The 13,561-nt window shown below is 59.5% G+C and carries 12 protein-coding genes; 9 read left to right on the forward strand and 3 right to left on the reverse strand.

Annotated elements, in window-relative coordinates; translation table 11 throughout:
* Window positions 1-28 precede the first annotated feature (28 nt).
* From ACR0JA_RS02495 to ACR0JA_RS02505, 3 genes are all read left to right on the forward strand, one after another.
* On the forward strand, window positions 29-1,993 hold the full coding sequence (locus ACR0JA_RS02495) for a heme lyase CcmF/NrfE family subunit (RefSeq protein WP_480571117.1): 1,965 nt from the start codon (window positions 29-31) through the stop codon (window positions 1,991-1,993).
* On the forward strand, window positions 1,990-2,445 hold the full coding sequence (locus ACR0JA_RS02500; protein WP_480569505.1) for a cytochrome c-type biogenesis protein: 456 nt from the start codon (window positions 1,990-1,992) through the stop codon (window positions 2,443-2,445). Before ACR0JA_RS02495 ends, ACR0JA_RS02500 begins: the two co-directional genes overlap by 4 nt.
* Window positions 2,446-2,518: 73 nt before the next feature.
* A complete protein-coding gene (locus ACR0JA_RS02505; RefSeq protein WP_480569508.1) occupies window positions 2,519-3,295 on the forward strand; it encodes an enoyl-CoA hydratase-related protein in 777 nt (258 codons plus the stop codon).
* 12 nt (window positions 3,296-3,307) lie between these two features.
* Here the strand turns inward: ACR0JA_RS02505 and bmt are convergent, their stop codons facing one another.
* Window positions 3,308-4,324, reverse strand: a complete 1,017-nt coding sequence (bmt, locus tag ACR0JA_RS02510) for a betaine--homocysteine S-methyltransferase (protein ID WP_480569509.1) — start codon at window positions 4,322-4,324, stop codon at window positions 3,308-3,310.
* Between the two features lie 120 nt (window positions 4,325-4,444).
* Window positions 4,445-4,765, reverse strand: coding sequence for a DUF1476 domain-containing protein (locus ACR0JA_RS02515; protein ID WP_480569512.1), 321 nt, complete (start codon window positions 4,763-4,765; stop codon window positions 4,445-4,447).
* A 187-nt stretch (window positions 4,766-4,952) separates the two neighbouring features.
* On the opposite strand from ACR0JA_RS02515, the gene purC reads away from it, so the two are divergent.
* The 6 genes from purC (at window position 4,953) to ACR0JA_RS02545 (ending at window position 13,250) form a co-directional block, all read left to right on the forward strand.
* A complete protein-coding gene (gene purC / locus ACR0JA_RS02520; RefSeq protein ID WP_480569514.1) occupies window positions 4,953-5,708 on the forward strand; it encodes a phosphoribosylaminoimidazolesuccinocarboxamide synthase in 756 nt (251 codons plus the stop codon).
* 100 nt (window positions 5,709-5,808) lie between these two features.
* Window positions 5,809-6,039 (forward strand): phosphoribosylformylglycinamidine synthase subunit PurS, encoded by a 231-nt coding sequence (gene purS, locus ACR0JA_RS02525; RefSeq protein WP_170683997.1) that lies wholly within the window; start codon window positions 5,809-5,811, stop codon window positions 6,037-6,039.
* Between the two features lie 22 nt (window positions 6,040-6,061).
* Window positions 6,062-6,730, forward strand: a complete 669-nt coding sequence (gene purQ / locus ACR0JA_RS02530) for a phosphoribosylformylglycinamidine synthase subunit PurQ (protein ID WP_480569517.1) — start codon at window positions 6,062-6,064, stop codon at window positions 6,728-6,730.
* Window positions 6,731-6,766: 36 nt separating this feature from the next.
* A complete protein-coding gene (locus ACR0JA_RS02535) occupies window positions 6,767-8,545 on the forward strand; it encodes a sensor histidine kinase (RefSeq protein ID WP_480569520.1) in 1,779 nt (592 codons plus the stop codon).
* Window positions 8,546-8,557: 12 nt separating this feature from the next.
* Window positions 8,558-9,892: a sigma-54-dependent transcriptional regulator gene (locus ACR0JA_RS02540; protein WP_170711441.1), complete on the forward strand. Its 1,335-nt coding sequence runs from the start codon at window positions 8,558-8,560 to the stop codon at window positions 9,890-9,892.
* A 508-nt stretch (window positions 9,893-10,400) separates the two neighbouring features.
* Window positions 10,401-13,250 (forward strand): Rne/Rng family ribonuclease, encoded by a 2,850-nt coding sequence (locus ACR0JA_RS02545; RefSeq protein WP_480569523.1) that lies wholly within the window; start codon window positions 10,401-10,403, stop codon window positions 13,248-13,250.
* A 62-nt stretch (window positions 13,251-13,312) separates the two neighbouring features.
* On the opposite strand, the gene ACR0JA_RS02550 is transcribed toward ACR0JA_RS02545, so the two are convergent.
* Window positions 13,313-13,546 carry a sulfurtransferase TusA family protein gene (locus tag ACR0JA_RS02550; protein ID WP_480571120.1) on the reverse strand — a complete coding sequence of 78 codons (234 nt, stop codon included), beginning with the start codon at window positions 13,544-13,546 and terminating at the stop codon, window positions 13,313-13,315.
* Window positions 13,547-13,561 lie beyond the last annotated feature (15 nt).

Below are 13,561 nucleotides of genomic sequence, written 5' to 3' on the forward strand. Positions count from 1 at the left end.
GGCTGCGTGCGGGCGATATATACGGGGCATGATTACCGAGCTCGGCCATTTCGCACTGATCCTAGCCTTCCTTGTCGCCATCGTTCAAAGCGTGGTGCCCCTGATCGGGGCTGCCAATCGCTGGGCAGGATGGATGGCGTTTGCTGAACCGGCAGCGATTTCGCAGTTCTTGCTGACGGCGTTTTCGTTCGGAGCGCTGGTCTGGGCCTTCACTTCATCCGACTTTTCATTGCGGATCGTGGTGGAAAACAGCCACTCACTGAAACCGATGCTCTACAAGATCAGTGGCACTTGGGGAAACCACGAAGGGTCCATGTTGCTTTGGGTCCTGATCGTCACGATTTTCGGCGCAATGGCAGCATTTTTTGGCGGCGGCCTGCCGCCAACGCTCAAGGCGCGGGTGCTGGCTGTTCAGGGAGCAATCGGGGTGGCGTTCTTTGCCTTCATCCTCTTCACCTCGAACCCTTTTGACAGGTTGCCGGTCCCCCCGTTCGACGGACGCGATCTGAACCCCTTGCTGCAGGACCCCGGCTTGGCCTTCCATCCGCCATTCTTGTATCTGGGCTATGTTGGGCTGAGCATGGCCTTCAGCTTTGCTGTGGCTGCGCTGATTGAAGGGCGCGTTGATGCGGCTTGGGGGCGTTGGGTGCGGCCCTGGACGCTTGCAGCCTGGATATTCCTGACGATCGGTATCGCGCTGGGATCGTGGTGGGCCTATTACGAGCTTGGCTGGGGCGGGTTCTGGTTCTGGGACCCGGTCGAGAACGCAAGTTTCATGCCATGGCTTCTGGCCGCCGCGCTGTTGCATTCTGCAATCGTCGTCGAAAAGCGTGAGGCTCTGAAAAGTTGGACCATTCTGCTGGCCATCATCGCCTTTGGCTTTTCGCTGATTGGCACTTTCATCGTGCGGTCGGGGCTGCTGACCTCTGTTCACGCCTTCGCGAATGATCCCGAGCGCGGGGTCTTTATCCTTGTCATCATGGTGATCTTCATTGGCGGTGCGTTGACCCTGTTCGCCGCACGCGCGCAGGCAATGGAGGCCAAAGGCGTCTTTGGTGTGGTCAGCCGCGAAAGCGCGTTGGTGTTGAACAACATCCTTCTGGCTGTCAGTTGCTTTGTCGTGTTCTTCGGAACCATGTGGCCGATCGTGGCCGAGATGGCCTTCGGCCGGAAACTCTCGGTCGGCGCGCCATTCTTCAACGCCGCTTTCACGCCGTTCATGATCGCCTTGGGGATCGCCTTGCCGATCGGATCGATGCTGCCGTGGAAGCGCGGCAGGCTGGGCCGTGCGGCTTGGTCCTTGCGCTATGCGTTCGTGCTTGCGGTTGCATTGGCGGTTCTTGTCTGGGTTCTGCAATCGGGCCGCAGCGCCCTGGGGCCGGTAGGCCTTTTCCTGGGGGCGTGGGTCACGTTTGGCGCCATTGTCGACCTTTGGGGTCGTACCGGCCGCTCGGGCAGCGTTGCGCGTTTGTTCCGATTGCCGCGCGCCGACTGGGGTAAGGCCGTGGCCCATACCGGTATGGGCGTCACCATGTTCGCCATTGCCGGACTGACCGCGTGGGAGGTTGAGGATATCCGTGTGGTCCAGCCCGGTCAGCCATTCCAGGTGGTGCAGTTCACATTGACGCTGCAAGACGTGCGCAGGGTTCAGGGGCCGAATTACTATTCGACAATGGCGGATGTAAGCGCCGAGCAGGGCGGCCTGCACGTCGCAACACTGCATCCCGAAAAACGTGAATATCCGGTGGCGCGCATGCCCACGACCGAAGCGGCCATCGACTACCGTTTCTTGCGTGACCTTTACGTCGTGATCGGCGATCAACAGGCTGACGGGGGCTGGGTGATGCGCACCTATATCAAACCGCTTGCCAACTGGATCTGGGGCGGTTGCATCCTGATGGCATTGGGCGGCGCGCTCAGCCTGTCGGATCGGCGCTTTCGTGTGGCAGCTGGTGCGCGCAAGTCGCCCAAGACCGGAGTGCCAGCGGAATGAAATGGCTTGCCTTCATCTTGCTTTTGCTTGCGTCCCCGGTCCTTGCCGTGCAGCCGGATGAGGTTCTGGACGACCCGGAATTGGAAGCGCGCGCGCGCGATCTCAGCGCCGAGCTGCGCTGTCTGGTCTGCCGCAACGAAAGCATTGACGAAAGCAACGCAGAACTCGCCCGTGATCTACGCATCCTGCTGCGCGAGCGTCTGGTGGCGGGTGACACCGACCAGGAGGCCGTGGATTTCATCGTCGCCCGGTATGGCGAATATGTCTTGCTTAAACCGACAACCTCGGGCGCGAATATTCTGCTCTGGCTTGCAGGCCCTGTTATGTTGCTGATTGCCGGAGCAGTCGGGTTCAGCTTTGTTGGTCGGCGCGCGCGGTCGCAAATCGCGGGCGAGGCGGATCGGTTGACCAAACAAGAGCAGGATCGTCTGAGGCAAATTCTGGAAGACTGACGCCCAGTTAGGCTTTCCCTTGGTTGGGATTTGCGTCAGGGTCTTGGACGACTCTGTGCAGGCGAGGTTTTTCATGGAATACGAAACCGTCCATCTGGACATCACCGATGGTCTGGCCGTCCTGACCCTGAACCGGGCGGACAAGATGAACGCGCTGACCACACGCATGCGCGCCGAGATTACCCATGCAATGAAACACGCGGGCCAGAACGCCCGTGCCGTCGTGTTGACTGGTGCGGGGGCGGCGTTCTGTTCGGGCCAGGACCTTGGAGATGCCTCAAGCACGGGCAAGATCGACCTGGGACGCGCTCTCAGGGACGAATACGAACCGATGTTGGAGTCGGTCTATGACTGCCCGGTACCGACCATTGCGGCGGTTAACGGACCGGCAGCTGGGGCAGGGGCCAATCTTGCGCTTTGCGCCGATGTGGTGATCGCCACCGAAAGCGCGTATTTCCTGCAGGCATTCGCCCGGATCGGCCTGATCCCGGATGCGGGCGGTACTTGGTTCATGCCGCGTCAGATGGGGTTTGCCAAGGCGATGGGGGCCGCGCTGTTCGCCGACAAGATCACCGCCCGACAAGCCGATGATTGGGGGCTGATTTGGGAGGCCGTCGCAGATGACGATTTCGACGCGCATTGGAGAAAACGCGCCACCTATCTGACCAGTGGACCGACTGCTGGGTTCGCGGCAATCAAGCAGGCCATTCGCGGCACTTATGACCGGACCTTGCCGCAGCAACTGGCAGCCGAAGCGGATTTGCAGGAAAACTGCGGACGCACCCGGGACTTTGCCGAAGGCGTCGTTGCATTTCTGGAAAAAAGGCCCCCGAGATTCGAGGGCCACTAAGCGCTGATAGCGTCAAGCGCGGCGGCGACGCCTACCGCGCCGTTCGGGCTGGGCAGCAGTCTCTTCGGTCCCGTCGAATTCGGATGAGAACGGGCCCAGCGCAGATGTGATCTGGTCCAGCGACGGGCGCGTGCCGCTAGGGGCGCTGTCCAGCGCCGCACGCATTTCGCGCAGATGCGCAGGCATGGTTCCGCAACATCCACCAATGATCGTCGCTCCGGCGTCGCGCGCCATGACGGCATACTGACCCATCAGCTCGGGCGTGCCGTCATAGTGAATGTGACCGTCAACATATTTCGGGATACCTGCGTTGCCCTTCGAGATCAGGGGACGCTCGGTGCCTTGTGCCGAAAACCCCAGCACCGTTCGCAAAATATCCGAAGCGCCGGTGCCGCAATTCGCTCCGAACGCGACCGGCGGGTTTGGCAAGGTTTCGACGATCATTGCCAGATCAGCCGAGGTCACGCCCATCATCGTGCGGCCTGCGGTGTCAAAACTCATCGTGCCGCACCAGGGCATGTCGGCCAACGCGAATGCTTCGGCCGCGGCGCGAAACTCTTCGGGGGCACTGATGGTTTCCAGCCAAAGAACATCGACGCCGCCCTCTTTCAGCGCTTCGGCCTGTTCGTGGAACATCTCGACAGCTTCGGAATGCGACAGGCTGCCGACCGGCTCCATGATTTCGCCAGTTGGACCCACCGATCCGGCGACGATGACGGGACGCCCGGCCTGATCCGCGACCTCACGGCCTAACTCGGCGCCGATCCGGTTCAACTCTCCGACGCGATTCTGCGCGTCGTGCAGTTTCAGTCGGGCGGATGTTCCGCCGAAAGTGTTGGTCAGAAACAGATCGCTGCCAGCGTCGACCGACCCTTTATAGAGGGCGCGGATCTTGTCTGGTGAGTCTACGTTCCAAAGCTCGGGCGCATCGCCTGATTGCAGACCCATGTTGAACAGGTTCGTTCCTGTCGCCCCGTCTGCCAGAATGGCATCTTTCGACTCCAGAAGTTTGCTGAGCGCGTTTGTCATTGAGCTATTCCAATATTGGCCAAATGGGCCGAAAATACAGAGACGCCCCGTGTCTCATGACCGGGGCGTCAAATCAAATTCATAAAACTCATGAAGATCATGAGGTCGCTTTCAAGTGCCTCAAATGTCGGCCTCGGCCATGACCTGTTCTTTGGCTTCGACCAGAAGCTCGGCCATCTTTTCGCGAATCTTGGCCTCGTCTGCCAGATCACCCAGATAGCTTTTGACCGCCTCGACAACGTCGTTTTCGCTGACGTTTTGAAGGTCGGTATGGACAAGTTCCTGCCCGTATTTTCGCGCCTGTTCGACGGTTTCGCCTTTCAGGGTCGAGGCCCAGACGGCCATGAACCGGTTGCGGCGCATCCGGGCGATGAATTGCATTTTCTCATCATGCGCAAATTTGTTCTCAAACGCGGCTTCACGCTCGTCAAATGTGGTCATTGGTTGGGGACCTCTTGGGTTACACATCGTTTCCTGATGATATGACTGTACAGCGCTTCCGGTTCAAGGGATTTGCGCTGCGTCAAACTCCTTTGGTGCGGTGAACTTGCGGGAAGGCGGGGCTTGCACTATGAGGGCGCCAACGGAGAGGGACTCATTTCCTCGCCCCGGACTGGAAAGGTCGCTTATGGCGCGTCGCAAGAAAATCTACGAAGGCAAAGCCAAGATTCTGTATGAAGGCCCCGAACCGGGCACGATCGTGCAGTATTTCAAGGATGACGCCACCGCGTTCAACGCCGAGAAAAAAGACGTGATCGACGGCAAGGGCGTGCTGAACAACCGCCTGAGCGAGTTTTTCATGAACGGTCTGACACAGATCGGCGTACCTAACCATTTCATCCGTCGCCTGAACATGCGCGAACAGCTGGTGCGCAATTGTGAGATCGTGCCGCTGGAAGTGATCGTTCGGAACTATGCTGCGGGGACAATGTCCAAACGTCTGGGCATTGCAGAAGGCACTCAGTTGCCGCGCCCGATTGTTGAATATTGCTACAAGGACGATTCTCTGGGTGATCCTCTGGTCACGGAAGAACATATCGCCGCCTTCGGCTGGGCCAGTCAGCAGGACATGGACGATATCCTCAGCCTGGCGCTGCGCGTGAACGATTTCATGAGTGGCGTGATGCTGGCTGTCGGAATTCGACTGGTGGATTTCAAGATCGAGATCGGGCGGGTTTTCGATGGTGACTATCAACGTCTGATCGTCGCGGACGAGATCAGCCCGGACAGTTGCCGCCTTTGGGATATCGAGACCGGTCAGAAACTGGACAAGGACGTCTTCCGCCGCGATCTGGGCAGCTTGACGGATGCCTATTCCGAAGTCGCGCGTCGTCTTGGCGTTCTGCCAAAAAGCAATGTGGCCAAACCGACGCTGATCAATTGATACGGGCCCGCATTGGCGTGGGTATTGGAACAGGTCTGGCGGGGCATCCCGCACGCAAAGAAACGGGCTGGCAATCGGTCCCAGAGTGGAGTTCTCGAATATGAAGGCACGGGTGCATGTGATGCTCAAGAACGGGGTGTTGGACCCGCAGGGCGAAGCGGTGCGGCACGCGTTGGGTGCGATGGGCTTTGATCAGGTCGAAGGTGTCCGTCAGGGCAAGGTGATTGACCTGGAACTGGCCGAAGGCGCGACCGAGGCAGACGTTACCCAGATGTGCGAAAAGCTCTTGGCCAACACGGTCATCGAACGCTACGAAATCGAACTGGTCTGACCCTTTTTCCGGAGGCCCCGCCATGCGCGCTGCTGTTATCGTATTCCCAGGGTCCAATTGCGACCGCGACCTTGCCGTTGCTTTCGAACAGGCCGGTTTTCAGGTCGATATGGTCTGGCACAAGGATGCCTCGCTGCCCGAGAGCGTTGACATTGTCGGGGTTCCGGGCGGGTTTTCCTATGGAGACTACCTGCGGTGCGGGGCTATTGCGGCGCAATCACCGATCTGCAAAGCAGTCGTCGAACATACAGAACGTGGCGGCTATGCCTTTGGGGTCTGCAACGGATTTCAGGTTCTGACTGAAACCGGCATTTTGCCCGGTGCATTGCTGCGCAACGGTGGGCTGAAATACATCTGCCGGACGGTTGGACTGAAAGTTCAGACCAGCAACAGCGCCTTTACCGAAGGGTACAACGCGGGTGATGTGATCGACATTCCGATCGCGCATCATGACGGCAACTATTTCGCCGATGACGAAACGCTCGCGGAACTGAAAGATCAGGACCGCATCGCCTTTACCTATACCGAGAATCCCAACGGCTCGCGCGAGGATATTGCAGGCATTCTATCGCACAACCGCCGCGTGTTGGGGATGATGCCGCATCCTGAACGGGCGGCGGATTCAGGCCATGGAGGCACCGATGGGGCGGCGCTCTTCCGCGCATTGTCGGGTGTGCTGACGCCGGCGTGACTTGAGGTCACGGTCGCGGGCGCGTAGCGTCGTGGGATGAGTTCAGACGCTAAATCAGACGGCTCCGGTCTCCTGAACCGGCTCCGCGTGTCGCCACTTGGCTGGCGCCTACGTCTGGCTATTGTCGCGTTGCTGGTCGTTACGGTTGCAACGGTCTGGGTCACCAACAGCCTTTTGACCAGCCGGTTCACCGAATCAACGCGCAACAGGGCCGAGCTACGGCTGGCGCTATATTCCGGCAACTTGCTGAGCGAACTGCGCCGCAATGCGATCGTGCCGCAGTTGCTGTCACGCGACCCCACTTTGATCTCGGCATTGCAGTCGAGTGACTATACACTGTCCAGCCAACGTCTGATTTCGTTTGTCGAGGAGATCGGCGCCGCGTCGCTGGTGTTGTTGGACAAAGACGGGCTGACCCGCGCAGCAACAGACAGAAATCGTTTGCAGGAAAGCCACCGCAATACCGCGTATTTCATTGATGCGATCCGCTCGAACGCGACCATCTTTTCAGTGATCCCACGGGAATCGGGCGGTTACAGCTTTGTCTATTCGCGACGGATCGACGCCAATTCCGAGATGCTGGGTGTGATCGTTGTCGAGGTTGATCTACAGAAATTCGAGCGTGCTTGGGCCGGAATCTCGGACGCGGTCATGGTCACCGACAGCACCGGCACGATCATCCTGTCCACCGAACCGCAGTGGCGCGGGCTCGATGAAAGCGCCGCATTGCTGCGCCAACCCCCACAGGGCGCGATTCAGCGCGCGATCCGTGCCACCACGGATTGGACCGCCTTGCCCCCCGATGCCTATCTACAGGGCGAGGCGGTGATGCGAATGGAAACGCGAATTCCGTTTCGAGGATGGCAGATGACGTCGTTCACCACCTATTCCTCGATCCGGGAGCGGGTGAACAGCGTTTTGGCGCTGGAAATCATGGCTTTTGCGATTCTTCTGGCGCTGGCCTTCTATGCGCTCAGCCGCAGAGCCACGTCGCGCATGACGCTGTTCCAACGCGAGTCGGCGGAGCTTCGCGCATTGAACGCAAGGCTACAGCGAGAAATTGCTGAACGCGAACGGGTTGAAAAGACGCTGGAAGTTGCCGAGCAGACGCTTGCTCAGAGTTCCAAACTGGCGGCACTGGGCGAGATGTCTGCTGCGGTCAGTCACGAGCTGAATCAGCCGCTGGCGGCGATGAAAACCTACCTCGCCGGGGCGCGTCTTTTGCTGCGCCGGGACCGTTCGGAAGAGGCGCTGGCCAGCTTTGGCCGCATCGACGGTCTGATCGAGCGCATGGGCGCGATCACCCGGCAGCTCAAATCCTATGCGCGCAAGGGGGCGGATGCGTTTTCCCCTGTAAATCTTGGCGAAGCGCTGGCCTCAAGCCTGTCGATGATGGAACCTCAGTTGCGGCAGCGCCATGTAAAGATTACCCAGATTTTGCCCGAAGAACCTGTTATAGTGATGGGGGATCGGATGCGAATTGAACAGGTTATGGTCAATCTCTTGCGCAATGCGCTGGACGCCACCAAATCTGTCGAAGAGCCGGATGTCGAGATCATCCTCGCGGCAGGCGATACTGCGGTTCTGACGGTTCGGGATAACGGCTATGGAATCGAAGATATCGAAAACCTGTTCGAGCCGTTCTACACCACCAAGCGACCCGGTGACGGGGTCGGGCTGGGGCTTGCCATCTCGTCGGGGATCGTGAACGACCATGGTGGACGGCTGACCGCACGCAATGGACAGCATGGGGGCGCTGTGTTCGAAATGCAGTTGCCGATACTTGGAAGCGACGGCCTTGAGGCCGCGGAATAACGAGGAATGACTATGGCACAGGCCATGAAGATCGCCATTGTGGATGACGAACAGGACATGCGCCAGTCGATCAGCCAGTGGCTGGCATTGTCCGGATACGATACCGAGACCTTTTCGAGCGCTGAGGATGCGCTCAAGGTTTTGGGCCCCGAATATCCCGGGATCGTGATTTCGGACATCAAGATGCCCGGCATGGACGGCATTCAGCTGTTGAAAAAACTGATGGGGGCCGACAGTACGCTACCGGTTATCATGATTACCGGTCACGGCGACGTACCGATGGCGGTCGAAGCCATGCGTGTCGGGGCGTTCGACTTTCTTGAAAAGCCGTTCAACCCGGATCGCATGTCAGAACTCGCCAAACGTGCCAGCAACGCGCGGCGTCTGACGCTGGACAACAGGGCCCTACGGCGCGAGCTATCGGGCGGTACGCAGATCATGAACAAACTGATCGGCGCCAGCCCGGTGATGGAGCGTCTGCGAGAGGACATTCTGGATCTGGGTCAGGCCGACGGTCACGTCCTGATTGATGGCGAAACCGGCACCGGCAAAACGTTGGTGGCACATGCGCTGCACGCTGTTGGTAGCCGGGCGGGCAAGAAGTTTGTCCTCGTGTCCTGCGCCGCATTGGAAGAGGACGCGTTGTCGAAACGCTTGTTTGGCCCGATGATGCCCGAAGACACGCAACTGCCCGCGATCGAAGAGGCGAGGGGCGGCACGCTGGTCCTTGAGGATGTCGAGGCGCTAAGCGACACGTTGCAGGCCCGTCTGCTGAGCGTGATGAATGAACAGGGGACACCCGCAGAAACACGGATCGTCGCAATCTCAAACCTGCAAGAAGCTGGCAAGACCAGTGAAGATGTTTTGCGCCCCGACCTGTTCTATCGCCTGGCCGCGCTGCGCATCACCATGCCGCCGCTGCGACAGCGCGGAGAAGATATTCTGACGCTGTTCACGCGCCTCAGCGAGCAGTTTGCCGAAGAATACGGATGTGACTCGCCGCAGGTCAGTGCTCAGGAAGCGGCACAACTGCTGCAGGCCCCGTGGCCGGGCAACGTGCGTCAGTTGATCAACATTGCCGAGCGCGCCGTTTTGCAGTCGCGCCGAGGCTCCGGCACGATTGCATCGTTGCTGATGTCCGATCACGAGGAAATGCAGCCGGTCATGACGACCGAGGGCAAACCTCTGAAAGAGTATGTCGAGGCGTTTGAACGGATGCTGATCGACAACACGATGCGCCGCCACAAGGGCTCGATCGCGTCTGTGATGGATGAGCTTTGTCTGCCGCGTCGGACTTTGAACGAGAAGATGGCCAAATACGGATTGCAGCGCTCGGACTATCTGTAAGGGCAGAGAGGGGGCCAGCCCCCTCTTGAGCCGTAGGCTCGATTCTCACGCCGGGACATTTTTGGCCAGATGAAGGGATTCTGCGTCGCGTTCTGATCGCGCGATGCAGTTTGCCCATTGTCTTTTCCACAAGACTGCTTTTATTGTGTCCGGACGGGTCGGGCATTTTTTTGCGCCCATAAGTCCCGAATCTTTGAGTTTCGCTGCATCGCCACATGTGATGAACACCCCGATGGCTTTGCAGACCGATTGTGCCCCACGCGGGCAACAGAGCACCTGAGCCCGACCAACGGGCGAAAGGAATAAATGGGCAGGTTGCGCATCGCCGCGCCTGTCGGAGAAGAACCGCGATGACGCGCGCGCAACGATTGAGACAACGGGCAGGGGGCCACAGCGCCGAACCCTGCCGCGCGCCGTCCGATATCGCCCTGACAAGACACCACCCCAAAAGCGCCTGTCCACCCGGACGGGTCAGGACGACGCGTTTGGCGCGGTGCACCAAGGACACATGGCTAAGAAAATGCTTATCGATGCCACCCACGCGGAGGAAACCCGCGTCGTGGTGGTCGACGGAAACAAGGTCGAGGAGTTTGACTTTGAATCCGAAAACAAACGTCAGCTTGCCGGAAATATCTATCTAGCAAAAGTTACGCGGGTCGAACCCTCGTTACAGGCGGCATTTGTGGACTACGGCGGAAACCGGCACGGGTTCCTGGCGTTCTCGGAGATCCACCCCGACTATTATCAGATACCGGTTGCAGATCGCGAAGCGTTGATGGAAGAAGAGCGCGCTTACGCTGAGGCGATGAAGGCGCGGGACGAGGCGGAAGAGGCCAAGCCCAAGAAACGTCGCTCGCGCTCGCGCAGCAAAGCTGCCGATGTGAAATCCAACGACGCGGTGGAAACGCTTGATGTGGCATCCGAACCGACGGGCATGGAAACCATCGATCTGGACGACGGCGACGAAAACGACGACGCCTCGGTGCCGGAAGGTACGTCTCCGATGGAGATGGTTGCTGAAACACCGGTGGAAGAGCCTGTCGATACCCCAGAGGACGCAGGCGAAGACGCGGTAAGTGAAGATCAGCCTGAAGAAGCTGCCGCCGAAGTTGTCGAAACTTCGGAAGAAACTGAAGCGGAAGCAACCGAAGAACCTGCCGCTGATGAGGTCGCGCAAGCTGAGACTGCGGACGACGAATCTGAACCTTCGGAAGCCGTCGAAACCACGTCTGAGGATGCTGAGGCATCGGACGATGAGGGCGACGACGAGGCAGAGGGCGAGCAGGCCGGATCGAAAGCGTCGGACAAGGACGAGACCATCGAATCCGTCGCTGACGAGGATGACAGCGAAGACATCCGTCCACCGCGCAAGCCGCGCCCGCGCCGGTACAAGATTCAGGAAGTGATCAAAGTCCGCCAGGTCATGCTGGTGCAGGTCGTAAAGGAAGAACGCGGCAACAAGGGCGCCGCTCTGACCACCTACCTGTCGCTGGCAGGCCGGTATTGCGTTCTGATGCCGAACACCGCCCGGGGCGGTGGTATCAGCCGCAAGATCACCAATGCTGCCGACCGCAAGAAACTGAAGGATATTGCCGCCGAGATTGACGTTCCGACCGGAGCAGGCCTGATCGTGCGCACCGCAGGTGCAAAGCGCACCAAGTCCGAGATCAAGCGGGATTATGAATACCTGCAGCGTCTGTGGGAGCAGATCCGCGAGCTGACGCTGAAATCCATCGCGCCGGCAAAAATCTATGAAGAAGGCGACCTGATCAAACGCTCGATCCGCGATTTGTACAATCGCGATATCGACGAAGTTCTGGTCGAGGGCGAGGGCGGGTACCGCATCGCCAAGGACTTCATGAAGATGATCATGCCGTCTCATGCCAAGAACGTGAAACGGTATGAGGATGGATTGCCGCTATTCGCGCGCTATCAGGTGGAAAGCTATCTGGCAGGGATGTTCAACCCGACGGTTCAGCTGAAGTCCGGTGGCTATATCGTGATCGGCGTGACCGAAGCGCTGGTGGCAATCGACGTGAACTCGGGCCGGGCGACCAAAGAAGGCTCGATCGAGGAAACCGCGCTCAAGACCAACCTTGAGGCGGCCGAGGAAGTGGCCCGTCAGCTGCGCCTCCGCGATCTTGCGGGGCTGATCGTCATCGACTTTATCGATATGGACGAGCGCAAGAACAACTCGGCGGTTGAAAAGCGTCTGAAAGAAAAGCTTAAAACCGACCGGGCGCGCATTCAGGTTGGTCGTATCTCGGGTTTCGGCCTGCTGGAGATGAGCCGTCAGCGCCTGCGCCCCGGCATGATTGAGGCGACGACGCAACCGTGCCCGCATTGCCACGGAACCGGTTTGATCCGGTCGGACGACAACATGGCCTTGTCGATCCTGCGTCAGATCGAAGAGGAAGGCACTCGCCGTCGCTCGCGCGAGGTATTGGTACGTTGCCCTGTCAGCATCGCAAACTTCCTGATGAACCAGAAGCGCGAACATATTGCGCAGATCGAACAGCGCTATGGCCTGTCGGTTCGGATTGAAGGCGACGTGCATCTGGTCAGCCCTGATTTCTCGATGGAGAAATTCAAGACCGCCAGCCGCAATGTGCCCGAAGCGACCGCTCCGGTCGTGTCCGTGGATGCGTCGCTGATGGACCTTGTTGACGCTCCGGAAGACGAAGAAGAGGTCGCGGACGACGCCGGTCAGGCGGAAGAAGAGGCCAAGCCCAAGCGCAAACGTCGCCGCCGTCGCCGCAAGAAGAATTCCGGAAACGGAGAGACAAACGACGCTGCAGCGACGGACGGCGAGACCGCGCCAGAAGAAGCGGCCGAGGATAGCCAATCCGCCGAAGAGAACCCCGAGGCGGGAGAAGAGGCAGAGAAACCTGCCAAACCCAAGAAACGCCGTGCGCCGCGCCGCCGCAAGAAAGACGCCGAGGCCGAAGAGGCCGAAGCAGCGCCGCAAGAGGCCGATCCGGTTCAGGCTGAAGCTTCGGAAGAGCAAGCGGAGGCCAAGGCCGAACTGGTGGTCGAGCCCGCGCAGGATAGCGTTGCTGAGACTGCGGATCAGCCGGATGAACCAGTTGCCGAAGAGACGACTGCGGCAGCCGAGGAACCAGTAGCGGTCGCCGAGGAGGTCGCGGAAGCACCCGAGGCAACCCAAACAACGGAAGAACCGACAGCGGAAGAACCCGAAGTGGCGCAGGCCGCAGACGCGGCGGACGTTACGCAGGCGGCGGAAGAACCCGAGCCGGTCGACGCGCCAGCGGAACCCGTTCTCGAGACCGTCACCGAAGAACCGGAACCAGCACCCGCCAAGCCCAAGCGGCGCGGTTGGTGGTCATTGGGTCAATAATCTGATCAGAAACAAGAAAAGGCGGGCTTTCATGCCCGCTTTTTTCTTGGTGCCGCGGGACGTTATCCGGATTTCCGGATCACATAGACTTGATGGTCCGCTGCCTGCTCCTGCGAGACCAGTATGTGCCCGGCCTCGGCGCAGAAATGCGGCACGTCGACAATCGCTGCAGGATCATCCGCCAAAACGCGCAAGACAGCCCCTGCAGGCAAGGATTTCAGGCGTTTTCGCGCTTTCAGGACGGGCAGTGGGCACAGCAGCCCAAGCGCGTCGAGTGTTTCTGTCGGTTCGCTCATGTCCTTGGGGATAGG

The organism is Ruegeria sp. AM4, assembly GCF_056540665.1.

Coding starts and splice junctions, on each gene's coding strand:
- ACR0JA_RS02495 (WP_480571117.1), top strand. CDS start 29: ATGATTACCGAGCTCGGCCATTTCGCACTGATCCTAGCCTTCCTTGTC.
- ACR0JA_RS02500 (WP_480569505.1), top strand. CDS start 1,990: ATGAAATGGCTTGCCTTCATCTTGCTTTTGCTTGCGTCCCCGGTCCTT.
- ACR0JA_RS02505 (WP_480569508.1), top strand. CDS start 2,519: ATGGAATACGAAACCGTCCATCTGGACATCACCGATGGTCTGGCCGTC.
- bmt (WP_480569509.1), bottom strand. CDS start 4,324: ATGACAAACGCGCTCAGCAAACTTCTGGAGTCGAAAGATGCCATTCTG.
- ACR0JA_RS02515 (WP_480569512.1), bottom strand. CDS start 4,765: ATGACCACATTTGACGAGCGTGAAGCCGCGTTTGAGAACAAATTTGCG.
- purC (WP_480569514.1), top strand. CDS start 4,953: ATGGCGCGTCGCAAGAAAATCTACGAAGGCAAAGCCAAGATTCTGTAT.
- purS (WP_170683997.1), top strand. CDS start 5,809: ATGAAGGCACGGGTGCATGTGATGCTCAAGAACGGGGTGTTGGACCCG.
- purQ (WP_480569517.1), top strand. CDS start 6,062: ATGCGCGCTGCTGTTATCGTATTCCCAGGGTCCAATTGCGACCGCGAC.
- ACR0JA_RS02535 (WP_480569520.1), top strand. CDS start 6,767: ATGAGTTCAGACGCTAAATCAGACGGCTCCGGTCTCCTGAACCGGCTC.
- ACR0JA_RS02540 (WP_170711441.1), top strand. CDS start 8,558: ATGGCACAGGCCATGAAGATCGCCATTGTGGATGACGAACAGGACATG.
- ACR0JA_RS02545 (WP_480569523.1), top strand. CDS start 10,401: ATGGCTAAGAAAATGCTTATCGATGCCACCCACGCGGAGGAAACCCGC.
- ACR0JA_RS02550 (WP_480571120.1), bottom strand. CDS start 13,546: ATGAGCGAACCGACAGAAACACTCGACGCGCTTGGGCTGCTGTGCCCA.